20 protein-coding genes are annotated in these 22,746 nt (G+C 67.7%); 11 read left to right on the forward strand and 9 right to left on the reverse strand.

The window, feature by feature from the left end; genetic code table 11:
• The first annotated feature begins 16 nt into the window (after positions 1 to 16).
• Positions 17 to 1,189 (forward strand): L,D-transpeptidase family protein, encoded by a 1,173-nt coding sequence (locus AC1DSZ_RS10580; protein ID WP_476838325.1) that lies wholly within the window; start codon positions 17 to 19, stop codon positions 1,187 to 1,189.
• 283 nt (positions 1,190 to 1,472) lie between these two features.
• Here the strand turns inward: AC1DSZ_RS10580 and AC1DSZ_RS10585 are convergent, their stop codons facing one another.
• Positions 1,473 to 1,781 carry a GIY-YIG nuclease family protein gene (locus tag AC1DSZ_RS10585; RefSeq protein ID WP_476838326.1) on the reverse strand — a complete coding sequence of 103 codons (309 nt, stop codon included), beginning with the start codon at positions 1,779 to 1,781 and terminating at the stop codon, positions 1,473 to 1,475.
• 400 nt (positions 1,782 to 2,181) lie between these two features.
• On the opposite strand from AC1DSZ_RS10585, the gene AC1DSZ_RS10590 reads away from it, so the two are divergent.
• The 5 genes from AC1DSZ_RS10590 (at position 2,182) to AC1DSZ_RS10610 (ending at position 7,625) form a co-directional block, all read left to right on the forward strand.
• On the forward strand, positions 2,182 to 4,581 hold the full coding sequence (locus AC1DSZ_RS10590) for a transketolase (protein WP_476838327.1): 2,400 nt from the start codon (positions 2,182 to 2,184) through the stop codon (positions 4,579 to 4,581).
• A gap of 261 nt (positions 4,582 to 4,842) precedes the next feature.
• Positions 4,843 to 5,769, forward strand: a complete 927-nt coding sequence (locus tag AC1DSZ_RS10595) for an ABC transporter ATP-binding protein (RefSeq protein ID WP_476838328.1) — start codon at positions 4,843 to 4,845, stop codon at positions 5,767 to 5,769.
• Positions 5,766 to 6,527 carry an ABC transporter permease gene (locus AC1DSZ_RS10600; RefSeq protein ID WP_476838329.1) on the forward strand — a complete coding sequence of 254 codons (762 nt, stop codon included), beginning with the start codon at positions 5,766 to 5,768 and terminating at the stop codon, positions 6,525 to 6,527. The genes AC1DSZ_RS10595 and AC1DSZ_RS10600 overlap by 4 nt, the downstream gene beginning before the upstream one ends.
• A gap of 138 nt (positions 6,528 to 6,665) precedes the next feature.
• Positions 6,666 to 7,070, forward strand: a complete 405-nt coding sequence (locus AC1DSZ_RS10605; protein WP_476838330.1) for a response regulator — start codon at positions 6,666 to 6,668, stop codon at positions 7,068 to 7,070.
• Between the two features lie 117 nt (positions 7,071 to 7,187).
• Positions 7,188 to 7,625 (forward strand): hypothetical protein, encoded by a 438-nt coding sequence (locus AC1DSZ_RS10610; protein WP_476838331.1) that lies wholly within the window; start codon positions 7,188 to 7,190, stop codon positions 7,623 to 7,625.
• Positions 7,626 to 7,920: 295 nt separating this feature from the next.
• Here AC1DSZ_RS10610 and glpX read toward each other — a convergent pair whose 3' ends face one another.
• From glpX to AC1DSZ_RS10630, 4 genes are all read right to left on the reverse strand, one after another.
• The gene (gene glpX / locus AC1DSZ_RS10615) at positions 7,921 to 8,928 is read right to left on the reverse strand and encodes a class II fructose-bisphosphatase (protein ID WP_280514641.1); all 1,008 of its coding nucleotides are present in this window, start codon (positions 8,926 to 8,928) and stop codon (positions 7,921 to 7,923) included.
• Between the two features lie 140 nt (positions 8,929 to 9,068).
• Positions 9,069 to 10,388, reverse strand: coding sequence for a homoserine dehydrogenase (locus tag AC1DSZ_RS10620; RefSeq protein ID WP_476838332.1), 1,320 nt, complete (start codon positions 10,386 to 10,388; stop codon positions 9,069 to 9,071).
• 69 nt (positions 10,389 to 10,457) lie between these two features.
• A complete protein-coding gene (locus AC1DSZ_RS10625; protein WP_476838333.1) occupies positions 10,458 to 11,681 on the reverse strand; it encodes an LL-diaminopimelate aminotransferase in 1,224 nt (407 codons plus the stop codon).
• A gap of 185 nt (positions 11,682 to 11,866) precedes the next feature.
• On the reverse strand, positions 11,867 to 12,271 hold the full coding sequence (locus AC1DSZ_RS10630) for a hypothetical protein (RefSeq protein WP_476838334.1): 405 nt from the start codon (positions 12,269 to 12,271) through the stop codon (positions 11,867 to 11,869).
• Between the two features lie 146 nt (positions 12,272 to 12,417).
• Between AC1DSZ_RS10630 and AC1DSZ_RS10635 the strand changes: the two genes are divergently transcribed.
• Together AC1DSZ_RS10635 and AC1DSZ_RS10640 are read left to right on the forward strand one after the other, a co-directional pair.
• Positions 12,418 to 14,223, forward strand: a complete 1,806-nt coding sequence (locus AC1DSZ_RS10635) for a PHA/PHB synthase family protein (RefSeq protein WP_476838335.1) — start codon at positions 12,418 to 12,420, stop codon at positions 14,221 to 14,223.
• A gap of 436 nt (positions 14,224 to 14,659) precedes the next feature.
• Positions 14,660 to 15,874: a cell wall hydrolase gene (locus AC1DSZ_RS10640; RefSeq protein ID WP_476838336.1), complete on the forward strand. Its 1,215-nt coding sequence runs from the start codon at positions 14,660 to 14,662 to the stop codon at positions 15,872 to 15,874.
• A 226-nt stretch (positions 15,875 to 16,100) separates the two neighbouring features.
• On the opposite strand, the gene nadC is transcribed toward AC1DSZ_RS10640, so the two are convergent.
• From nadC to AC1DSZ_RS10660, 4 genes are all read right to left on the reverse strand, one after another.
• The gene (nadC, locus tag AC1DSZ_RS10645; protein WP_476838337.1) at positions 16,101 to 16,958 is read right to left on the reverse strand and encodes a carboxylating nicotinate-nucleotide diphosphorylase; all 858 of its coding nucleotides are present in this window, start codon (positions 16,956 to 16,958) and stop codon (positions 16,101 to 16,103) included.
• Between the two features lie 13 nt (positions 16,959 to 16,971).
• Positions 16,972 to 18,525 carry an L-aspartate oxidase gene (locus tag AC1DSZ_RS10650; protein ID WP_476838338.1) on the reverse strand — a complete coding sequence of 518 codons (1,554 nt, stop codon included), beginning with the start codon at positions 18,523 to 18,525 and terminating at the stop codon, positions 16,972 to 16,974.
• Positions 18,526 to 18,664: 139 nt separating this feature from the next.
• On the reverse strand, positions 18,665 to 19,765 hold the full coding sequence (nadA, locus tag AC1DSZ_RS10655) for a quinolinate synthase NadA (protein ID WP_476838339.1): 1,101 nt from the start codon (positions 19,763 to 19,765) through the stop codon (positions 18,665 to 18,667).
• A 170-nt stretch (positions 19,766 to 19,935) separates the two neighbouring features.
• Positions 19,936 to 20,121, reverse strand: coding sequence for a hypothetical protein (locus AC1DSZ_RS10660; protein WP_476838340.1), 186 nt, complete (start codon positions 20,119 to 20,121; stop codon positions 19,936 to 19,938).
• Positions 20,122 to 20,262: 141 nt separating this feature from the next.
• Here AC1DSZ_RS10660 and AC1DSZ_RS10665 point away from each other — a divergent pair, with 141 nt between their 5' ends.
• The 3 genes from AC1DSZ_RS10665 (at position 20,263) to AC1DSZ_RS10675 (ending at position 22,667) form a co-directional block, all read left to right on the forward strand.
• Positions 20,263 to 20,772 (forward strand): MarR family winged helix-turn-helix transcriptional regulator, encoded by a 510-nt coding sequence (locus AC1DSZ_RS10665; protein WP_476838341.1) that lies wholly within the window; start codon positions 20,263 to 20,265, stop codon positions 20,770 to 20,772.
• Positions 20,773 to 20,797: 25 nt separating this feature from the next.
• Positions 20,798 to 21,328, forward strand: coding sequence for a PaaI family thioesterase (locus tag AC1DSZ_RS10670; RefSeq protein ID WP_476838342.1), 531 nt, complete (start codon positions 20,798 to 20,800; stop codon positions 21,326 to 21,328).
• 100 nt (positions 21,329 to 21,428) lie between these two features.
• On the forward strand, positions 21,429 to 22,667 hold the full coding sequence (locus tag AC1DSZ_RS10675; protein WP_476838343.1) for an MFS transporter: 1,239 nt from the start codon (positions 21,429 to 21,431) through the stop codon (positions 22,665 to 22,667).
• Positions 22,668 to 22,746: the final 79 nt, after the last annotated feature.

Here is a 22,746-nt window from a genome sequence, read left to right on the forward strand (position 1 = left end):
GTAAGGGAGTTTTCGGATGCGTCGCGTGGCTTGGGTTCTCCTTCTCGGCGCCGTCGCGTGTCCTCTCGGCGCGCAGGCCAAATCAGGCGCGCCGAAGTTCGACCTGGAGGCCGTGAACGCCGCGGGCCTGCCGCCCGAAGCCGCGCCTCCGAAGGCCGGCAAGGCTGGCGCGAAGGCGCCGCCGGCGAAGTTCCAGCCGGGCTATCTCAAGGCCCAGGTCCTGCTCGACCGCCAGCATTTCTCGCCCGGCTCGATCGATGGCAAGGATGGAGAGAACTTCCACAAGGCGCTGTCGGCCTTCCAGCAGGCCCGACGGCTTCCGGTGAGCGGCAAGCTCGACCAGGCGACCTGGGACGCCCTGAACCAGGACGCCAAGCCGGCCCTCACCCGCTACGAGATCAAGGCGTCCGACATCAAGGGGCCGTTCACGAAGACGATTCCGGCCCAACTCGAAAAGCAGGCCAAGCTCGATCGCCTTGGCTACAAGAACCCGAAGGAGATGTTCTCCGAGCGCTTCCACCTCGAGGAGGCGCTGCTGGCGCAACTCAATCCCGGCAAAAGCTTCAAGAAGGCGGGCGACGAAATCGTCGTCCCGGACGTCGCGCGTGAAGGCGGCAAGATCAAGGTCTCGCGCGTCGAGATCGACAAGCAGGCCCGCCTGCTGCGCGCCTTCGGCGAGGACGGGGCGCTGGTGGCCGCCTATCCGGCCTCCATCGGCAGCGACGACAAGCCCGCCCCGAGCGGCTCGTTCAAGATCACGGGGGTGGCCCGCAACCCGGTCTACCACTACAACCCGAAATACGCGTTCAAGGGCGTGAAGACCACCGAGCCCTTCACGGTCGCGGCCGGCCCCAACAACCCCGTCGGCGCCGTCTGGATCGACCTGTCGGAGCCCAGCTACGGCATCCACGGCACGGCCGAACCCAGCCGCATCGGCCGCACCTACTCGCATGGCTGTGTCCGGCTCACGAACTGGGACGTTTCCGACCTGGCCGGCATGGTGAAGAAGGGCGTCGAGACCGTCTTCGAGGACACCTCGCCGCCCCAGATCGAAACCGGCGCGATCGTACAAAAATCCCCCGAGCCTCAGGCTGCGCCCGCCCCGGCAGCCCCGCCCGCAGTCGCGGACGCGAAAGCCATCCCCAGCTTCGTGGTGGCCCCGCCGTTGTCGGCCACCAAGGCGAAGTGAAGCGCACGGTGGCGCTTTCGCGGTTCGACGCCATATGGGGTTGAGCCAACTGGACTCCCTCGTCCTTCGAGACGCAGGCCCAAGCGGGCCTGCTCCTCAGGATGAGGGGCGTTGGTGCTGGACTTGGTGCAATGGCCTTCAGCCAAGAAGGATGTTGGGAAATCGTAGTGCGGCGCCGAAGTCGTAATGCGGCGCCGACCCAGAATCCCCTCATCCTGAGGAGCATCGCCCCTTGGCGATGCGTCTCGAAGGACGAGGGACTCCAGTGTGCGCCAACGGAGAGCTAAACGGCTTGCATACGAACGCGCCTGCTGGACAGCTGAGGCAAAAGCTCGAACTCTCCGCGGATGTAAGCTTCCTTTTTCTCCCTTCGCCACCCCTTCAACTGCCGCTCGGCCGCGATCGCGTCGAGCACGCGCTCGAAATGCACCGCATGGGCGAGCGTCACGGGTCGGCGCCGGGCCGTGTAGGCTTTACCCGACAGCGCCAGATTGTGTTCGCTCAAGCGCGTTTCGACGTCCTTGCGCGTAACGCCCACGTAGTAGCTGCCGTCGGCGCAAAGAAGGACGTAAAGCCAGCACCCCTGATCCATGCCGCCGTCCCCGGATCGTTGCAGCTGAGCTTGAGCTTAAGCGGCCTGTTCAAGCAAGCACGACAATGGTGCGCACTGGACTCCCTCGTCCTTCGAGACGCAGGCCCAAGCGGGCCTGCTCCTCAGGATGAGGGGCGTTGATGAAGCTGCAGCTAGTATTTTGCGCCACCCACCGTCCCCTCATCCTGAGAGCCTGGACGGGAAGTAGTTCGAAAACCCTCAATACCCTCATCCTGAGGAGCAGGCCGTCTTCGGCCTGCGTCTCGAAGGACGAGGGACTCCAGAATGCGAAGTGCTCAAGCCGCTGAGACGCAGGCTCAAGCTGGTCTGGCGTTAAGGTCTTGTGGCCGCCGGACCGCGAGGAGCTTGCAACCGCGAGCGGCGCCCCGTTCAATGCGGCATGACCGACGCTCGCATCCCCCTTCTTCGTGAACTCGAACGCCGCGTGTCCTGGCTCGCGGCGTGGACCATTCATAACGCCAATCACATTCGCCCGGCCGGCGAGGTGAAGGTGGGGGGCCATCAGGCCTCCTCGGCGTCGCTGGGCGCCATCATGACGGCGCTGTACTTCGCGGCGTTGCGGCCGCAGGACCGCGTCGCCGTGAAGCCGCATGCGTCGCCGATCTTCCATGCGATCCAGTATCTGGCGGGCAACCAGACCCGCGAGAAGCTGGAGAATTTCCGCAGCTACAAGGGGGCGCAGAGCTATCCGTCGCGCACCAAGGATGTGGACGACGTCGATTTCTCCACCGGCTCGGTGGGCCTCGGCGTGGCGCAGACGCTGTTTTCGTCGCTGGTGCAGGACTACGTGTCCGCGCATGGCTGGATGAAGAACCGCCCCGAAGGCCGGATGGTGAGCCTGATCGGCGATGCCGAGATGGACGAGGGCAACATCTACGAGGCCCTGATCGAGGGCTGGAAGCACGGGCTGCGCAACACCTGGTGGGTGGTGGACTACAACCGCCAGTCGCTCGATTCGGTGATCCGCGAAGGGCTGTGGAAGAAGTTCGAGCAGATCTTCGCCAATTTCGGCTGGGACGTCGTGATCCTGCGCCATGGCACGCTGCAGCAGGCCGCCTTCGCGGAGCCCGGCGGCGAGACGCTGCGCGATTGGATCGAGCGCTGCCCGAACCAGCTCTATTCGGCGCTGACGTTCCAGGGCGGCGCGGCTTGGCGCAAGCGGCTCTTAGACGAGATCGGTGACCAGGGGCCGGTGACCAAGCTGGTCGAGCGCCGCTCGGACGACGAGTTGCAGGCGCTGATGGTCAATCTCGGCGGGCACGACCTGCCGAGCCTCCTCGAGGCGTTCGAGCAGGCGTCCACGCACGACCGGCCTGTCTGCTTCATCTGCTACACGATCAAGGGCTACGGCCTGCCGCTGGCCGGCCACAAGGACAACCACGCCGGGCTGATGACGTCGACCCAGATGGAGAGCTTTCGCGCCCAGATGGGCGTGCGGCCGGGCCATGAGTGGGACAAGTGGGAGGCGGCCGGCGCCTCCGCGGCGGAGCTGGAAGCGTTCATCGCCAAGGCGCCGTTCTTTGGCGAAGGCCGTCGGCGGCTGAGCGCCGAGGCGGTGCCGGTGCCCGAGACGCTCGTGACGCCGGCGCCGGGCGGCAAGCCGGTGTCGACCCAGATGGGTTTCGGGCAGATCCTGAACGAGATCGCGCGCGAGCAAAGCCCGCTGGCGGAGCGCATCGTCACCACCGCGCCTGACGTGACGGTGTCGACCAATCTCGGCCCCTGGGTGAACCGGCGAGGGCTGTTCGCCCGCGAGAGCATGGCGGACACCTTCAAGGCCGAGCGCATTCCCTCGACCTATGCGTGGGAGTTCGGGCCCAAGGGGCAGCATTTCGAGCTCGGCATCGCCGAGTCCAACCTCATGATCATGCTATCGGCGCTGGGGCTGTCGCACTCCATCAACGGCGTGCGGCTCCTGCCGATCGGCACCGTCTACGACCCGTTCATCTACCGCTCGGCCGACCAGCTGAACTACGCCTGCTACCAGGACGCGCGGTTCCTGCTGGTGGCGACCCCGTCAGGCGTGACGCTGGCGCCGGAAGGCGGCGCGCACCAGTCGATCGGGACGCCGCTGATCGGCATGGCGCAGGATGGCCTCTGCGCCTTCGAGCCGGCCTTCGTGGACGAGCTCGCGGTGACGATGCGTTTCGCGTTCGACTACATGCAGCGCGACGGCGAAGGCGACCCGGACGAGACTACCTGGCTGCGCGACCAGACGGGCGGATCGGTGTATCTGCGCCTGTCGACGCGTCCGCTGGAGCAGCCGCACCGGGCGATGACGGCGGAGCTCAGCCGCGACATCGTCAACGGCGCCTATTGGATGAGGCCGCCCGGCCCCAACGCCAGCGTAGTCATCGCCTATCAGGGCGTGGTGGCCCCCGAGGCGATCGCCGCCACGGGGCTGCTGGCCGAGGATCGGCGGGATGTGGGGCTGCTCGCCATCACGTCGGCGGACCGGCTGAACGCCGGCTGGCAGGCGGCCGAGCGCGCCCGCCAGCGCGGCATGCACGACGCCACGAGCCACATCGAGCGGCTGCTCGCGCCGCTGTCGCGCGACTGCGGCATCGTCTCGGTGCTGGACGGCCACCCGGCGACGCTGGCCTGGCTGGGCGGCGTCTACGGCCACCGCCAGAAGGCGCTGGGCGTGGAGCATTTCGGCCAGACGGGCACGATCGAGGACCTCTATCGCCACCACGGTCTGGACGCCAACGCGATCGTGCACGCCGCGCAGGCGGTGAGCGCCGGGCGGACGGTGCGGTATTTGAAGGCGCTGCCTTGAACGTGCGCTCGTCAGAGGCGCGCCCCTTCTCCCCCCGGGAGAAGGTGGCCCGAAGGGCCGGATGAGGGACTAGCGGGTTGCATCGAGGCTCATCGCCGGGCTCCAGGCGTCAGACCCTCATCCGTCAGCTTCGCTGACACCTTCTCCCGGGGGGAGAAGGAGCGCGCGCAGCGGTCGCCGAGCAGGCGCCCTCCCCTTCGGGGGCGCCGCGCGCTATGTAGGGGTTTGTCTAGCCCTCGCGGCGGTCGCCCAGGATTTCCCGTGTCTCCCATCATTTCCGTCGAAGGCCTGTCGAAAACCTACGCGACGGGCTTTCAGGCCTTGAAAACCGTCGATTTGCAGATCGAGCGCGGCGAGATCTTCGCGCTGCTCGGGCCCAACGGGGCCGGCAAGACGACGCTGATCAGCATCATCTGCGGCATCGTGAACCCGAGCGGCGGGCATGTGCGCATCGACGGGCATGACGTGGTGGCGGATTACCGCGCAGCGCGCTCACTGATCGGGCTGGTGCCGCAGGAGCTCTCCACAGACATGTTCGAGACGGTGATCAACACCGTCACGTTCAGCCGGGGGCTGTTCGGCAAGCCGAAGAACCCGGCGCATATCGAGAAGGTGCTGCGCGACCTGTCGCTCTGGGAGAAGCGCGATTCCAAGATCATGGCGCTCTCGGGCGGCATGAAGCGGCGCGTGATGATCGCCAAGGCGCTGTCGCACGAGCCGCAGGTGCTGTTCCTCGACGAGCCCACCGCGGGAGTCGACGTGGAGCTGCGCCGCAGCATGTGGGAAATGGTGCGCGCCCTGCGGGCGACGGGCGTCACGGTGATCCTCACGACGCACTACATTGAGGAAGCCGAGGAGATGGCCGATCGCGTCGGCGTGATCCGGCAAGGCGAGATCGTGCTGGTGGAGGAAAAGGCCGCGCTGATGCGCAAGCTCGGGCGTCGGCAGCTGAAGCTGCATCTGCGCGAGCCGCTGGCGGCGCTGCCGCCGGGCCTCGTCGATCCGGCGCTGGAGCTCTCGGCCGACGGGACCGAGCTCACCTACACGTTCGACGCCACGGCCGACCAGGGCGGCGTCGCCGATCTGCTGCGGCGGCTCGCCCAGCACGAGGTGGATTTCAAGGACCTGCAAACCTCCGAGAGCTCGCTCGAGGACATTTTCGTCAGCCTGGTCCGGGGGCGGTCATGAACGTCTATGCGGTGAAAGCCATCTACCTGTTCGAGATGTCGCGCACCTGGCGGACGCTGATGCAGAGCATCCTGTCGCCGGTGCTGTCGACGTCGCTGTATTTCGTGGTGTTCGGCTCGGCCATCGGCTCGCGCATGGCCGACATCGACGGCGTGAGCTACGGGGCGTTCATCGTGCCCGGGCTGGTGATGCTGTCGATCCTGACCGAGAGCCTGTCGAACGCGTCGTTCGGCATCTACATGCCGCGCTTCTCGGGGACGATCTACGAGGTGTTGTCGGCGCCCGTGTCCGCCATGGAGATCGTGCTCGGCTATGTGGGGGCGGCGGCGACCAAGTCGGTGATCCTGGGGGTGATCATCCTCCTCACGGCGCGGCTGTTCGTGCCCTACGGGATCGCGCATCCGTTTGTGATGCTGCTGTTCCTGGTGCTGACCTCGGTGACGTTCAGCCTGTTCGGCTTCATCATCGGCGTGTGGGCCGACAGCTTCGAGAAGCTGCAGATCGTACCGATGATGATCATCACCCCCCTCACCTTCCTGGGCGGCAGCTTCTACTCCATCAACATGCTGCCGCCGGTGTGGCAGACCGTGACGCTGTTCAACCCGGTCGTGTACCTCGTCAGCGGCTTTCGCTGGAGCTTCTTCGGGGTGGCGGACGTGCATGTGGGCGTGAGCCTGGCGATGACGTTCGTGTTCATGGCCGCCTGCCTGCTGATCGTCTGGCGCATCTTCGCGACCGGGTACAAGCTGAAGAACTAGCCTGCCCCGTTCCAGCCTCAAACGAGGCGCAAAGCCCCGGGGTGACGGTCGACGTCCCGGGAGGGAAAAGAACACGGCCGAACCGGCAGGAAACTCAGTGCGGCGCGTCGCGTTCTCGCACACCAGGGACGAGGTCTCATGACCGACGCGCAGCTCCGGCTGGACCACCACCGCATCCTGGTGGTCGAAGATGAAGGCATGATCGCGCTGGACCTCGCGCAGGCGCTCGAGAACCTCGGCGCCGAGGTGGTCGGGCCGGCGGCGGACATCAAGTCGGCGCGGGCGCTGCTGGCCGATGCGCGCTCGCCGATCTCGATCGCGATCCTCGACATCAACCTGCGAGGCGAGCTGGTGTTTCCGCTCGCGGACGAGCTGCGGGCGCGGCAGACGCCGTTCATGTTCGCCAGCGCGTACGAGCACCCGATGCTGCCGCCCCACTTCGCCAGCGTGCCCATCTGGGGCAAGCCGCTGGACACGGCCGCCTTCGCGCGGGCGCTCGCCGGGTTGCTGGCGAACCGGCCCAAGCCGACGCATCGGCGCTGAGGCAGGGCCGACGGGCCGCAACGGCTTGCACAACGCGCGCTTGGGTTGCATTAACCAGTTCGAACGCCATTCTGCGTTTGAGGCTTGGCCATCCGTGGCCGGCGCCGCGAGGTGTGAATGCTCGATTTCCTGCGCCGAAGATCCCGCACCGTTCCGGAGGCGCCCCCGGCGCCGTCGTCGCGGCTGACGGAGGATCTGGACAGGATCCTGGCGGCCATGGATCCCGCCCACGAAGGCGACCGGTCACAGCGGGTAGAAGCGCTCACGACCGCCGTGGCGGCCCTGAATGCGCTGATGTGCAAGGGCGCGGATCACCGCTATTCGGGCATCGACTATGCCGAACTGCGGGGCGTCGTGGGCGACTACCTCGAGCGTTCCGCGTTCCCGGTTCTCGTCGGCCGGCTGGGCGACCTGCCCATCACGTTGAGCCTCGTGACGGCGGCCGCGAAAGACTGCCAAATGACCCAGACAGGGCAGGATGACGCCTTGCTGGCCGAAATTCGCAACCGAGCGGCGGCTATCATCAGCCAGCTAAACCGGTGCGTGCTGGCCTAGTCCAAGGGCCTAGTTCCCGAGAGCTATTCGGACCTCTCTCTTGCAGGGTTTTGATGAGGGATTTGTCAATTGACAAACTCGCGAGATTGCTATGGGTTCGCACTTCGGTGCGCGAAAGCGCCCGGGCCGGCGTGGGGGTCGGGGGGCCTCTGCGTGGCGGCGTGATGTCGAGGGGGCATCACGCCGCCCGGCTTTCCCAGGGCGACTTTTCGGCGTCGGTCTAGTTCCATCGGGATATGAATAAGGCGCGGATCGCTCCGCGCCTTCTCGATTCAAAGACCCATTTAGCCAGCTCTCAGTCGAGGCGGAACTTCTCAAACTCGCGATGCTCGGCCTGGATCTTGCGGACCGTGCCGGTGATCGACCGGTACACGATGGTCTCGGTCTCGATCACGTCCTTGCCGAAGCGAACGCCAGTGAGCAGCGCGCCGTCGGTGACGCCGGTCGCCGACACGATCACGTCGCCATTGGCGAGGTCGGTCATGCCGTACTTCTTCTTCGGGTCGGCGACGCCCATGCCGCGGGCGCGCTCCACCTTCTCGGGCGTATCCAGGATCAGGCGACCTTGCATCTGGCCGCCGACGCAGCGCAGCGCCGCCGCGGCCAGCACGCCCTCGGGCGCGCCGCCGATGCCAAGGTAAAGATCGATGCCCGTCTCGTGCTGCATGGCGGTGAAGATCACGCCGGCGACATCGCCGTCCGTGATCAGGCGGATCGACGCGCCGGTCTTGCGGACGGCGGCGATCAGGTCGGCGTGGCGGGGACGGTCCATGATGAGCACGGAAAGCTCATGCGGCTTGCAGCCCTTGGCCTTGGCGAGTGCGTGGACGTTGTCTGTCGGCGAAGCGTCGAGGTCGACCACGCCCTCGGGGTAACCCGGGCCGATCGCGATCTTGTCCATGTAGACGTCGGGCGCGTAGAGCAGTGAGCCGGCCTGGGCCATCGCCATCACGGCGATCGCGCCCGGCATGTCCTTGGCGCAAAGCGTGGTGCCTTCCAGCGGGTCCACGGCGATGTCGACCTTGGGGCCGCGGCCGTTGCCAACCTTCTCGCCGATGAACAGCATGGGGGCTTCGTCGCGCTCGCCCTCGCCGATCACGATGGTGCCCTCGATGGGCAGCTTGTTCAGCTCGCGGCGCATCGCGTCCACGGCGGCCTGGTCGGCGGCTTTCTCATTACCATGGCCGCGCAACCTGGCGGCGGAGACCGCCGCGCGCTCTGTCACGCGCACGAGTTCCATCGAGAGGATGCGCTCGATCACGTCCTTCGGTTGGACGTTGATGTCATGGGTAGTGTCGGTCACGGGCGATCCCCAGGCTGGTGGGTGGGCAGGAGACTCGATTCAGAGTCTGGGTTTATTGCGGCGAAGACGCACAGCTGCGCTAAAGGTTGCACCATTGCGCGATAACATTCCGGCTGGCGAATGGAACCCGCACGAAAGGTTTACGCGCGCTCGATCCGGATAACCTGCGGCGGCTCGGTGACGTACCCGTCGGCCAGCATGGCGTCGATGGCGCCCCGAATGGCCGTCTCGGTGGTGGCGTAAGTGATGAGCACCACCGGCACGGGCTCGCCCGAACGGCCGGTCATGTCGGCGGAGCGCGGACCGCTGCGCCGCTGCACGATGCTCTCCAGGGAAATCTGGCGCTCGGCCATGCGGGTCGCGATGGCGGCCGCCGCGCCGGGTCGGTCCGCGACGGAGAGGCGGACATAGTAACCGCCCTCGTGCCGCTGCATGGGCGCGCGCTCGGCCGTTTCGAGGCTGGCGACAGGCTGGCCGAAGGGATGGAGCGCGACGCCGCGCGCCACGTCGACCAGATCGGCCAGAACCGAGGACGCCGTTGCGTCACCGCCGGCCCCCGGGCCCACGAGCGTCAGTTCGCCGACCGGGTCGGCCATTACGTTCACGGCGTTTGTGACGCCCATCACCTGGGCGATCGGCCAGGTCTTCGGGGTCATGGTCGGATGGACGCGCTGCTCGATGCCGGTGGCGGTGCGCTCGGCGACGCCCAGCAGCTTGATGCGATAGCCGAGGTCGTCCGCCATCTTGAGGTCCAGCGGCGTGATGGCGCTGATGCCTTCCACATGGATCGCCTCGGCGTCGATTTGGGTGCCGAAGGCCAGGCTGGTCAGGATCGCCAGCTTATGGGCGGTGTCGAAGCCGCCGACGTCGAAGGTCGGGTCCGCCTCGGCGTAGCCGAGGCGCTGCGCATCGGCCAGGACCTCGTCGAAGCCGAGGCCTTCCAGCTCCATGCGGGACAGGATGTAGTTGCAGGTGCCGTTCAGGATGCCGGAGATCCGGTGCACGGCGTTGCCGGCCAGCGTCTCGCGCAGCGCCTTCACGATCGGGATGCCGCCCGCCACCGCGGCCTCGAAGCCGATGGTCGCGCCGTTGCGCTCGGCCAGCGCCGCCAGCGCCGCGCCATGGTGGGCGAGCAGCGCCTTGTTGGCGGTCACCACCGGCCGGCCGGCCGCCAGCGCGGCCTCGACGACCGCCTTGGCGGGCCCGTCCGATCCGCCCATCAACTCCACGACGCAGTCGACGCCCGGCGCACGCGCCAACGCCACGGGATCATCGAACCATTCGAAGCCCGAGAGATCGACGCCGCGGTCGCGGGTGCGATCGCGCGCCGAAACGGCCGCCACCACGAGAGACCGGCCGCAGCGCGCCTGCAAGGCGTCGGCGTTGCGCGCCAGGAGGCGCACGAGCGACGCCCCGACGGTGCCAAGGCCGGCGATGCCGATGCGGAGCGGCTCAGCCATTCTGGATGATTCCTGTACGATAGAGGCGCGGGACAACCCGCGCGCCGCCTGTGCGAAAGAGGCGTGGTATCAACCGCGCGCCGCCAATGGAACGACGTTGTGCAATGTTTTCTCGGCCGTTTCAAGAAAGCGGCGGACATTGCGGGCGGCCTGCCGGATGCGCTGCTCGTTCTCGACCAGGGCGATGCGGACATACTCGTCGCCGTGCTCGCCGAAGCCGATGCCGGGCGCGACCGCGACCGAAGCCTTCTCGACCAGGATCTTGGAGAATTCCAGGCTGCCCATCTCGCGGAACGGCTCGGGGATCTTCACCCAGGCGAACATGGAGGCGTTGGGCGCGTGGAAGTCCCAGCCGGCGCGCGAGAACGAATCGACCAGCGCGTCGCGGCGCTTGCGATAGACCTCGCGCATCTCGCGAATGCAGTCGTCCGGGCCGTTGAGGGCGGCGGCCGCCGCGACCTGCACGGGCGTGAACGCGCCGTAGTCCAGATAGCTCTTCACGCGCGCCAGGGCGGCGAGAAGCCGCTCGTTGCCGACCGCGAAGCCGACGCGCCAGCCGGCCATCGAGAAGGTCTTGGACAGCGACGTGAACTCCACGGCGACGTCCATCGCGCCGTTCACCTGCAGCATGGAGGGCGGCGGGTCGTTCTCGTCGAAATAGACCTCCGCATAGGCGAGGTCCGACAGGAGGATCAGCTCGTGCTTCTTCGCGAAGGCGACGAGGTCCTTGTAGAAATCGAGCGACGCCGTGAAGGCGGTCGGGTTAGCGGGGTAGCAGGTCACCACCGCGATGGGCTTGGGGATGGAGTGCACGACCGAGCGCTCCAGCGCGCGGATCATGTCCTCGTTCGGCTCGGCCGGCACGGAGCGGATGACGCCGCCCGCCATCAGGAAGCCGAAGGCGTGGATCGGGTAGCTCGGGTTGGGCACCAGAACGACGTCGCCGGGCGCCGTGATGGCCTGCGCCATGTTGGCGAAGCCTTCCTTGGAGCCGAGCGTCGCGATGACCTGCGTGTCGGGGTTCAGCTTCACGCCGAAGCGGCGGCCGTAGTAGTTCGCCTGGGCGCGGCGCAGGCCGCCGATGCCCTTGGAGGCGGAGTAGCGATCCGTGCGCGGTTTGCCGGCGGTTTCCACCAGCTTGTCGATGACGTGCTTTGGGGCGGCGAGGTCCGGGTTGCCCATGCCGAGGTCGATGATGTCGGCGCCAGCGTTGCGTGCGGCGGCCTTGATCCGATTCACCTGCTCGAAGACGTAGGGAGGCAGTCTCTTGATGCGGTGGAAATCGGTCGTCATGGCGCTTGGTCCCGTGAAAACAAATCCCCCTGCCCGGCCCGTCCGGTCGGGGGCGTTGCAATGAACCCGGCGCGTCACGCAACGACGGCCGGCGTCCGCCGCCGCGCATGCGAAGCAGCGCGCCTGCTTACCACCAAGCAGGCGCGCTCGCACGCATTCGTTGGTTGAGCAGCCTGGATCGCGGGCTAGAGCGGCGCCGCCGGCTTCGGCTTGGGCTTGTCGCCGGGCTTGGCCTTGGCGGCCGTGACCGGCGGCTTGCGGCCGCCGAGGCGATCGTGCCGGGCGCGCGTGCCTTCCATCTCGGCCTCGAGCGCCTTCACCTGATCGGGCTTTCGCGGAGCGGGGCCGCCGCGGGCCGGCGGCACGACGCCCACCGGCATGTACTCCAGCGACTGCGGCCGGCTCTTGGCCACGAAATCCGCCGGGGGCGGAACATTGGTGGTGATGTTGAGCTTGTCGGTGACGCCCTTGACGCCGGGGTTCTCCGAAAGCGGCTGCGCCGAGCAACCGCCGCCGCCGACGGCGAGAATTACGAGCAGAATTCCGGCGCCAAAGCGCTGGCCAAACTTGCCTGGGCGTCCGATTCTCACGAATGCTTCTCCGTCATTCGGCGTTGATACCAAACGCCTAGGAATGCCCGACGATTTTTTTGGCCTTAAACGGCGCGTCGCCCGTTATTATGTCGGCAACGAGCGCCCCGGCAAGGGACGCCGTGACGCGAAGGGGACTCAGGGACATGCAGGGCGGCGACCAGAACCACCAGACTCAGTTCCCTGTTGCGGATGCGGAAGCCCTTGCAACCAACTCCGCGCGCCTCATGGAGGAGCTCGGAAAGGCGACCGCCGCAGCGTTGAAGCCCGTCGAGGAAGGCCGCGTCAAGCCCGGCGTGAGCAGCGAAGTCAGCGACATGGTGAAGACGCTGGGCCAGGTGGCCGAGCACTGGGTGGCGGATCCGCAGCGCCTGATCATCGCGCAGACCAGCCTGACCAAGGGCTTTCTCGACCTGTGGACCGGCTCGATGAAGCGCATGCAGGGCGAGCACCCCATGCCGGTGGCCACGCCGGAGCCGAGCGACAAGCGCTTCAAGGACCCGGAATGGTCCGAGAATCCGGTGTTCGACTTCATCAAGCAGGCCTACCTGATCACCTCGCGCTGGGCCGAGGACCTGGTGAAGGAAGCCGATGGCATCGACCCGAAGACCAAGCACAAGGCCGAGTTCTATGTGCGCCAGATCGCCAGCGCGCTGGCGCCGACCAATTTCGTCGCCACCAACCCCGAGCTGATCCGCGAGACCCTGAAGGAGAACGGCGAGAACCTCGTGCGCGGCATGAAGATGCTGGCCGAAGACATCGAGGCCGGCCAGGGCACGCTGAAGCTGCGCCAGACCACGGCGGGCAATTTCGCCGTCGGCGTCAACATGGCGACCACGCCCGGCAAGGTGGTGTTCCGCAACGACCTCATGGAGCTGATCCAGTACGAGCCCGCGACCGAGCAGGTGTTCAAGCGCCCGCTGCTGATCGTGCCGCCGTGGATCAACAAGTTCTACATTCTCGACCTCAACCCCGAGAAGTCGTTCATTCGCTGGGCCGTGTCGCAGGGGCTCACGGTGTTCACCATCTCCTGGGTGAACCCGGACGAGCGGCAGGCGACCAAGAGCTTCGAGGACTACATGCGCGAGGGCGTTTTCGCGGCCCTCGACGCGATCGAGAAGGCGACCGGCGAGAAGAAGGCGACGGCCATCGGCTATTGCGTCGGCGGCACGCTGCTCTCGGTGGCGCTGGCCCACATGGCGGCGACGGGCGACGACCGGATCGACAGCGCGACGCTGTTCACCACGCAGGTCGACTTCACGCATGCGGGCGACCTTTCGGTGTTCGTGGACGAGGAGCAGGTGCGCCACACCGAGGACAAGATGTATGCGCGGGGCTATCTCGAAGGCTCCAGCATGGCGTCGGCCTTCAACATGCTGCGGCCGAACGACCTGATCTGGCCCTATGTGGTGAACGTGTACCTGAAGGGGCAATCGCCCTTCCCGTTCGACCTCTTGTACTGGAACTCCGATTCCACCCGAATGCCGGCCGCGAACCACTCGTTCTACCTGCGCAACTGCTACCTGGAGAACAAGCTCTCCAAGGGCGAGATGGAGGTGGGCGGGATCAAGCTCGACCTCTCCAAGGTGACCATCCCGATCTACAACCTGGCGGCGCGCGAGGACCACATCGCGCCGGCGAAGTCGGTGTTCCTAGGCTCGCAGAGCTTTGGCGGCGAGGTCACCTACGTGCTGGCGGGCTCGGGCCATATCGCGGGCGTCGTGAACCCGGCCGGCAAGCCGAAATATCAGTACTGGACCGGCGGCAAGCCGCAGGGGCTGCTGGAAGACTGGATCGACAACGCCAGCGAGCACCCGGGCTCCTGGTGGCCGCACTGGATCCAGTGGATCGCCGCGCAGGCGCCCGAGAAGGTGAAGGCGCGCAAGCCCGGCGGCAAGAAGCTGAAAGCGCTCTGCGACGCGCCCGGCGAATACGTGAAGGTGCGCGCCTGAGCGGTGTGGGCAGCATCACTGGCTGTTCTGGACATCCGACAATGCCCTCGTCCTGAGGAGCAGGCCCGCTCGGGCCTGCGTCTCGAAGGACGAGGGTTCCAGGAGGCTCAATCATCGTGCGCTCTGGAGTCCCTCGTCCTTCGAGACGCATCGCCAAGGGGCGATGCTCCTCAGGATGAAGGTTTTCCAAGAGCTCCTGCGGTTTCGCCCTAAAGCTACTAACGCTTGAACAACCCGCCAGACACTCAGAGAAATGCGCCAGTCTGCAGCCAGGCCTGCGCTCGTTAACTCCCGCTCAACCTTACTCATCGATAACTGAAATCGTTCGACCTTTCGGTCTTTACGGTCACGTCCGAGTAACGGTTCTCGCGCGTCGCGCGATATCGGGTGGGGTTGCGTTCGCATGGTTTCGAGTGTGCGTTGGGCGTGCGGAACGGTGGCTCCCTGGGCCCTGGCGGCCGGCGTTCTCGTTTCGATGGCGGCCGACGCCGGCGTCGACGCTTCGGGCGGATACCAGGTGGCCGCGATGTCGGCCGCGCCGGTCGGGATCGCCGGCATGCTGGTGCCGCCCTCCGGCGGCGGGGTCGCGCAGCTCGGCTTCGGCCCCACGGTTTCGCCAGGGCGCTACGGCCTGATCCACACCGCCCGCCTGCCCGCCGTGGAGCCTTCGGCCGACGCCTATGCGGGCGCGCCGCAGCCGCGGGCGGAGCTGAAGACGCAGACCAAGGGCTTCCCGGTGGTGGATCGCAGCCACAAGGGCGACCCCATCCTGGTGCTGCGCCCGAGCCTTTCCCGCTCGGCCCCGCTGCGCCGGGGCGACGGCATCGCGACGGGCATGAATGTCGACCTGCTGCCGCCCACCATCCTGCTGCCGCCGAGCTACGACGCGCCCGATTCGGTGACGAGCTTCGAACCCAGCGCGGACGCGACGTCCACCACGCCGGTCGGCACGGCCGATTCGTCGGGCTCGGGCCAGTCGCAACTCACATCCGCATCGCGCGCCTCCGGGGCGACCACCACGGGCGTGGGCTCCACGCCGACCGTGCCGCGCGCCGTGGCGCTGTCCTCGGCGACGCCCGCCCCGGCCGACGCCACCCCAATCGAGATCGCGGCCGCGCCGGTGTCGCTGGACGGGCTCAACGCCCTGAAGGCGCGCCTGCCCGCAGGCGGCGGCATGACGATCGTCGCCAAGCCGGACGAGAGCGGCCGGCCCAGCTACGCCAGCCTGATCGACCCGGAAAACCTCAACAAGGAAGAGCGCTGCCTCGCCGAGGCGGTGTATTTCGAGGCCCGCAGCGAGCCCGAGGAGGGCCGTGCGGCGGTCGCCCAGGTGGTGCTGAACCGCGTGAAGAGCGGGCTCTATCCCAGCACGGTCTGCGGCGTCGTCTACCAGAACCGGGCGCGGAAATTCGCCTGCCAGTTCTCGTTCGCATGCGAGGGCAAGGCGCTGAAGATCACCGAGGCCGAGAGCTGGAAATCGGCCGTGCGCATCGCCCGCGAGGTCACGTTCGGGCAGACCTACAACGCCGAGGTCGGCGGGGCCACGCACTACCATGCCAACTATGTGCGGCCGTTCTGGGCCAAGCGCCTGAAGAAGATGGACGTGATCGGCCGCCACATTTTCTACAAGCTGAAGCCGGGGCAGACCTGAAACGCCGAGCACGCGCGTAAAAAGGCAATCCACAACCGATATAAATTAACTTGATTTTCGTTATTACAAGCACTCCGGCTGTCTGCTTCGCACTGGTCCTCGGGCTTCCACCAGATCGACGCAACGCAGACAGCCCGGTCCTCGGAGCCCCACCGGGCGCTCAAGTCATCTCTGTTCGTCGAAGGCCAGCGCGCGGCGCCGTGCGCTGGCCCGGCGAAAGCATGATCTAACCCGAGATGGCGATATCCAGCCCGAGATCCAGCACCGGCGCGGAGTGCGTCAGGGCGCCGACCGAGATCATGTCCACGCCCGACTCGGCGATGGCCTGGACGCTGTCCAGATTGACCCCCCCGGACGCCTCGGTGCGCAGCCGGCCAGCGATGCGACCGACCGCGACCGCCATGTCGGCCGGGGCCATGTTGTCGAGCAGCACCACGTCCGCGCCCTCGGCCAGCACGGCGTCGAGCTGGTCCAGCCTGTCGATCTCGATCTCGATCTTGACCAGGTGCCCGACCGCCGCCTTGGCGGCCCGCAGCGCCTGCGTGACGCCGCCCGCCACCGCGATGTGATTGTCCTTGATCAGCACCGCGTCATCGAGCCCGAAGCGGTGATTGGCGCCGCCGCCGCATTTCACGGCGTATTTCTCGAACGCGCGCATCCCGGGCGTGGTCTTGCGGGTGCAGACGATGCGGGCCTTCGTGTGCTTCACCCGCTCCACGAAGGCGGCCGTCATGGTGGCGATGCCGGACAGGCGGCCCATGTAGTTCAGCGCCACGCGCTCGGCCGACAGCACCGACTGCGCCGGACCCGAAATCCTGGCCACGACGCCGCCGGGGACGACGCGGTCGCCGTCCTGCAGCGCGGGCTCAAAGCGCACGGCCGGATCGAAGATGCGGAACGCGGCCGCGGCGAGCGGGAGGCCCGAGATCACGCCCGCCTTGCGCGACGCGATCACGGCCTCGGCGGTCGCGCTCGGCGGGATGGTGGCGAGCGTCGTGATGTCGCCGGCGCGGCCGAGGTCCTCCTCCAGGGCGCGCCGGACGGCGTCGTCGATCAGCAGAGGATTGAGGAACAGCGTCGTCATGGAGGGATCCTGGTCAGGCCGCGCGCGTCTGGCTGGCGAGGAAACGCGCCTCGGACAGGTTCAGCCGCGAGCGGCGCGCGAAGAGCGGATTCGGCTCGGGATAATCCGAGCGGTAATGGCCGCCGCGGCTTTCGGTGCGGGCCAGCGCGGAGGCGGCGATCAGCGTCGCGGTGGTGAGCATGTTGCGAACAGTGGCGCCCTGCGCCTCGCCCGTCATGGCGGTGATCTCCCGGCAGGCCTCGGCAAGCCCGGCGCCGTCGCGGATCACGCCGACGCGCGCGCTCATGGTCTGCCGCAGGCGCGCCAGAATGGGCTCGTCCTCGGCCGCAAAGCCGCTCGCCGGCGCGTCCTCGGCGGTCCGGGGTTCGGCGTCCAGCATCGGCAGCGGGGTGGACCCGAGGTCCGCCGCGATGCGGGCCGCGAACACCACGGCCTCCAGCAGCGAGTTGGACGCCAGGCGGTTGGCCCCATGTACGCCCGTCGACGCGACCTCTCCGGCGGCCCAGAGGCCCGCCACCGTGGAGCGGCCGCGGACATCCGTCCAGACGCCGCCCATGTGGTAGTGCTCGGCGGGCGCGACCGGGATGGGCTGCGTGACGGGGTCGATCCCGGCCTGCATGCAGGCCGCGTAAACCGTCGGGAACCGCTCCGGGAACTCCGCGCCGACCGCCTGCCGACAATCGAGGAACGCGCCTCGACCGGCCGCAATCTCGGCGAAGACGCCCCGGGCCACGATATCGCGCGGCGCAAGCTCCCCGTCCGGATGGATCGCCTGCATGAAGCGGCGGCCCTCACGATCCACCAGCCAGGCGCCATCGCCGCGCAGCGCCTCGGTGGCGAGCGGCGCGGGATCGCGCCCGATGTCGATCGCGGTGGGGTGAAACTGCACGAACTCGGCGTCGGCGATCAGCGCGCCCGCCTGGGCGGCCAACGCCACGCCATGGCCGTTGGCCTGCGGCGGGTTGGTGGTGACCGCGAAGAGGTGGCCGACGCCGCCGGTGGCGAGCACGACGGCGGCCGCCGGCAGCACACGGGCGATCGCGGCGCGGCCGCCCTCGCCCCGGCTCACCACGCCATTGACGCGATCGCCATTGCGAACGAGGCGTTCGGCGACCTCGCCCTCCAGCACGGTGATGGACGGCGTCTTGCGCACGGCCGCGACCAGCGCCTCCATGATGGCCTTGCCGGCCATGTCGCCGCGCACGCGCACGATGCGGCGCTCCGAATGGGCGGCCTCTCGCGACTGCACGAGGTGGCCTTCCAGGTCCTTGTCGAACGGCACGCCGTAGGCCAGCAGGTCGTGGATGCGGTCACTCGCCTCGCGCGCCATGCCGAGCGCCACGGCCTCGTCGACCAGGCCGGCGCCGGCCACCACCGTGTCGGCGGTGTGCTTCTCGGGGCTGTCGCCCTCCGACATCGCGGCCGCGACGCCGCCCTGGGCCCAACTCGAGGAAGCGCCCTCCCCGATCGGCGCGGCGGCCAGCACGGTGACGGGGCGCGGGCTGAGCTTCAGCGCGCAAAACAGCCCCGCGAGGCCACCGCCGACGATGATGATGGGTGCGGCCATGAGGATGGCCCTTTCTTGAGAGCGGACGAGGGCGCGGGCCACGAGGTCCGCCGTCGAGGCGCAACGCCGTGTGGGCCGCAGGCTGCGGAACGGCGCGGAGGGATGCGGAAGCGGGACGGGCGCCCGCTTCCGCCGCAGCTCAGTTCTTCAGGTTGATCATCCGCTCGATCGGCAGGCGGGCCTTTTCGGCGATCGCCGGGTCGATCAGCACCTCCTCGCGCATGTTCACCAGGCTATCGAGGATCTTCGGCAGCGTGATGCGCTTCATGTGCGGGCAGAGGTTGCAGGGGCGGACGAACTCCACCTTGGGGGCTTCGGCCGCCACGTTGTCGGCCATGGAGCACTCCGTGACCATGACGACGCGGCGCGGCTGCTTGGTCTTCACCCAGTCGATCATGTGCGCGGTGGAGCCGGTGAAATCGGCTTCCGCGATCACGTCCGGCGGGCATTCCGGGTGAGCGATGATCCGGATGGTCGGGTCGGCGTCCCGGTAGGCGCGCAGCTCGGCCCCGGTGAAGCGCTCATGTACCTCGCAGTGGCCCTTCCAGAGGATGAGTTGCACCTTGGTCTGCGTCTGGACGTACTTCCCGAGATACTCGTCCGGCAGGAAGATCACCCGGTCGACGCCCAGGCTCTCCACCACGTGCACGGCGTTGGAAGACGTGCAGCAGATGTCGGTCTCGGCCTTCACGTCGGCGGACGAGTTCACATAGGTGACCACCGGCACGCCCGGATACTTCTGCTTCAGCAGCCGCACGTCCGCGCCCGTGATCGAGGCCGCCAGCGAGCAGCCGGCGCGGCTGTCGGGGATCAGGACCGTCTTCTCCGGGCTGAGCAGCTTGGAGGTCTCGGCCATGAAATGGACGCCGCACTGGACGATGATGTCCTCCTTCGCCTTCGCGGCGAGGCGGGCGAGCTGGAGGCTGTCGCCCACCACGTCGGCGACGCAGTGGAAGATCTCGGGCGTCTGGTAATTGTGCGCCAGGATCACGGCGCCGCGCTGGGCCTTGAGCTCGTTGATGGCCTTCACGTAGGGCGCAAAGAACGGCCACTCCACGGACGGGATGACGTCCTTCACCTTCTCGTAGAGGTGCGCGGTCGCAGCCTCGACTTCGGGCGTCCACGCGATGGTCGGCATGGGCAGCACGCCAAAGCGGCGCTGGGCCGGCGTCAGCTCGGACGCGGGCGCGACAGGCGGGAGGGGAGCGCGGGCTCCGGCGGCGGCGAATTGGGCTTCCATGGCGACCCCCTAATGCTCACATTGAGCATAAGAAGAACCGGACAAGACCGACCAGGCCTGGAAGCGAGATCGGTCCACTTATGCTCACTGTGAGCATAAGTATTATAGGCACGGCGCCCGGGCTTGGAAAGGGGTCGCGACGAATTTGTGACGCCCGCCCGGGCCGTGCTTCAGCGCGGCCGCATCCAGACCGGCAGCATCAGGCGCATCGTCGCGGTGCTCAGCGACAACCAGATCCGGAACGCCTGCTCGACCGCGACGACGGGCAGTATCGCGGCCTTGATGGAGTCGTCCTGCCGGTTCACGAAACGGGGCTGCCCATCCGAGAACGCGTCGATATCCGATTGTGTGATCATGACGTGTGCTCCGACCAGGCCAGAAGACCTGTTCTCGCTGCAACGCAGCATAGGGCAGGATCGATCCATCGGAAAGCATTCCACCACCCGGGTTGCGCGCCGGCGCTTGGCGAACCACCGATAGACGTGTATCTACACATCATGGTTCGCACACCCCTCCCTGTCGACCTGCCGCAGGATCTGCCGCTGTGCTTCGCGCGCTCCGCCAGCATGGCGGCGCGCGCGCTGGTGCGCGTCTATAACGCCCATATGCGCGAATCCGGGCTGCAGATGGCCCAGTTCTCCGTGCTGGCGGGCCTCAGGATCGATCGCTACGACAGCCTCTCCCACCTGGCGGACGGGCTGGCGCTGGAGCGCACGACACTTTTGCGCAACCTCGACCAGCTGCGCCGCGCCGGCATGGTGGCCCCCTGCGAATCGGAAGGGCGCGGCAAGCGCTACCGGCTCACACCGGCCGGCGAAGCCGCGTTGGCCAAGGCCATGCCGTTCTGGCGGAAGGCGCAGGACGCTTTCGCGGCCGAACTCGGGCCCGATGCGGCGCTCACCTACAAGCGCGAGCTTTCGACCCTGCGCCGCGCCGCCGAGACGCTGGCGGCCGATCTCGACGCGGACCCCGAAAGGAAGGCCGCGCCCGACGCGCCTTCCCGCTGACACGCACCGTTTGCAAGGAGCGCCCATGTCCCCCGATACCGTCGCGCTGAATCCCGCCGATGAACAGCCCGCCATCCGCTACGGCGTTCTCCCCCTCCACGAGGTCGCGGCCGTGTCGGGCCTCGACTTCCTGCGCGGCATGATCGCCGGGATCTATCCGGCGCCGCCGATCGCCGAGATCTCCGGCATGCGCCTCGGCCGCGCCGACGAGGGCGAGGTGGAGTTCGAGGGCGCGCCCACGCACGCCTTCATGAACCCGCTCGGCACCATCCATGGCGGCTGGACCTCCATCATGCTCGACACCGTGATGGCGTGCGCGGTTCACACCATGCTGAAGGCCGGCCAGGGCTACACCACCGCCGAGTTCAAGGTGCATTTCGTGCGGCCCGTGCTGCCGAGCTCCGCGCCCGTGCGGGCGGTCGGTTCCGTGATCCACGCCGGCGGCCGGCTGGCGACCTCCGAGGGCAAGCTTTACGACGCCCGCGGCCGCCTGCTGGCGCATGGCACCGAGACCTGTTTCGTGTTCGACGTCCCGAAGGCGGCCGCGGCGGCTTGATCGATCGCATTCGGCGATCGAAGCCATCACAAGCCCTGACTTTTAGAATCCAACCCGCGCGCCTAGCATCGCGCTCCTCGCTTCTCCCCCGGAGTTGTCCATGAGCACCGCAGCCGATCCATCCATGGCGCGCAAGGCTTCGCGTTATGCGCCGGAGTTGATCCTCGCCGCCGGCTGCCTGTGCGGGCTGATCACCTTCGGTCCGCGCGCCACGGCCGGGCTGTTCCAGATCCCGATGAGCCAGGAGTTCGGCTGGGGCCGCGAGGTGTTCTCCTTCGCGATCGCGATCCAGAACCTGCTGTGGGGCGTCGGCCAACCCTTCGCGGGCGCGCTGGCGGATCGCTTCGGCACTGTCCGGGTGCTGATCCTCGGGGCCGTGTTGTACGCCGCCGGCCTCGGGGTGATGTCGGTCGCGAGCACGCCCGGCATGATGACGGTGGGCGCGGGCGTGCTGATCGGGTTCGGGCTTTCTGGCTGCTCGTTCAACCTGGTGCTCGGCGCCTTCGGAAAGATCCTGCCTGAGAAGTGGCGCGGGCTGTCGTTCGGCCTCGGCACGGCGGCCGGCTCCTTCGGCCAGTTCCTGTTTCCGCCGATCGGCTCGATCCTGATCGACCGCATCGGCTGGCAGCAGACATCGGTGATCTTCGGCCTCACGGTGCTGCTCGTGATCCCGCTGTCCTTCATGCTGGCGACGCGCGGCAACGCCTCCGAGGCGGCCGCGAAGGGGCCCTCGCAGTCGATCACGCAAGCGCTCGGCGAAGCCTTCCGGCATCCGAGCTACGTTTTGCTGGTGCTGGGCTTCTTCACCTGCGGCTTCCAGCTCGCCTTCATCACCGCGCACATGCCCGCCTACCTCAAGGACCAGAACCTCCCGGCCTGGGTGGGCGCGTGGACGCTGGCGATCATCGGGCTCGCCAACGCGGTGGGCTCGCTGACGTCGGGCTGGCTCTCGGGGCGGATGTCCAAGCGCTGGCTGCTGTCGGGCATCTATCTCGCCCGGTCGGTGGCCGTGCTGGTGTTCATCATGATGCCGCCCTCCCCGGCCAACGCGCTGAGCTTCGGCGTCGCGATGGGGCTCCTGTGGCTCTCCACCGTGCCGCCGACCTCGAGCCTCGTGATCCTGATGTTCGGCACGCGCTACCTGTCGATGCTGTTTGGCTTCGCCTTCTTCTCGCATCAGGTCGGCGGCTTCCTGGGCGTGTGGCTCGGCGGCGTGCTTTACGAGAAGACCGGCTCCTATGACGTGGTGTGGTGGCTCTCGATCGCGCTCGGCGTGGCGTCGGCGATCATCAACATCCCGATCCGCGAGGCGCCGGTGGCGCGGCCCGCCCTGGCCTGAGATCGGGCTTCCGGTCTGCGCAGGCCCGCACCTCCGGCGGGCTTGCGGCCTCCCGGGCGCGGCGCCACAACTTCGCGCA

Source organism: Alsobacter sp. P4_H11 (assembly GCF_056400925.1).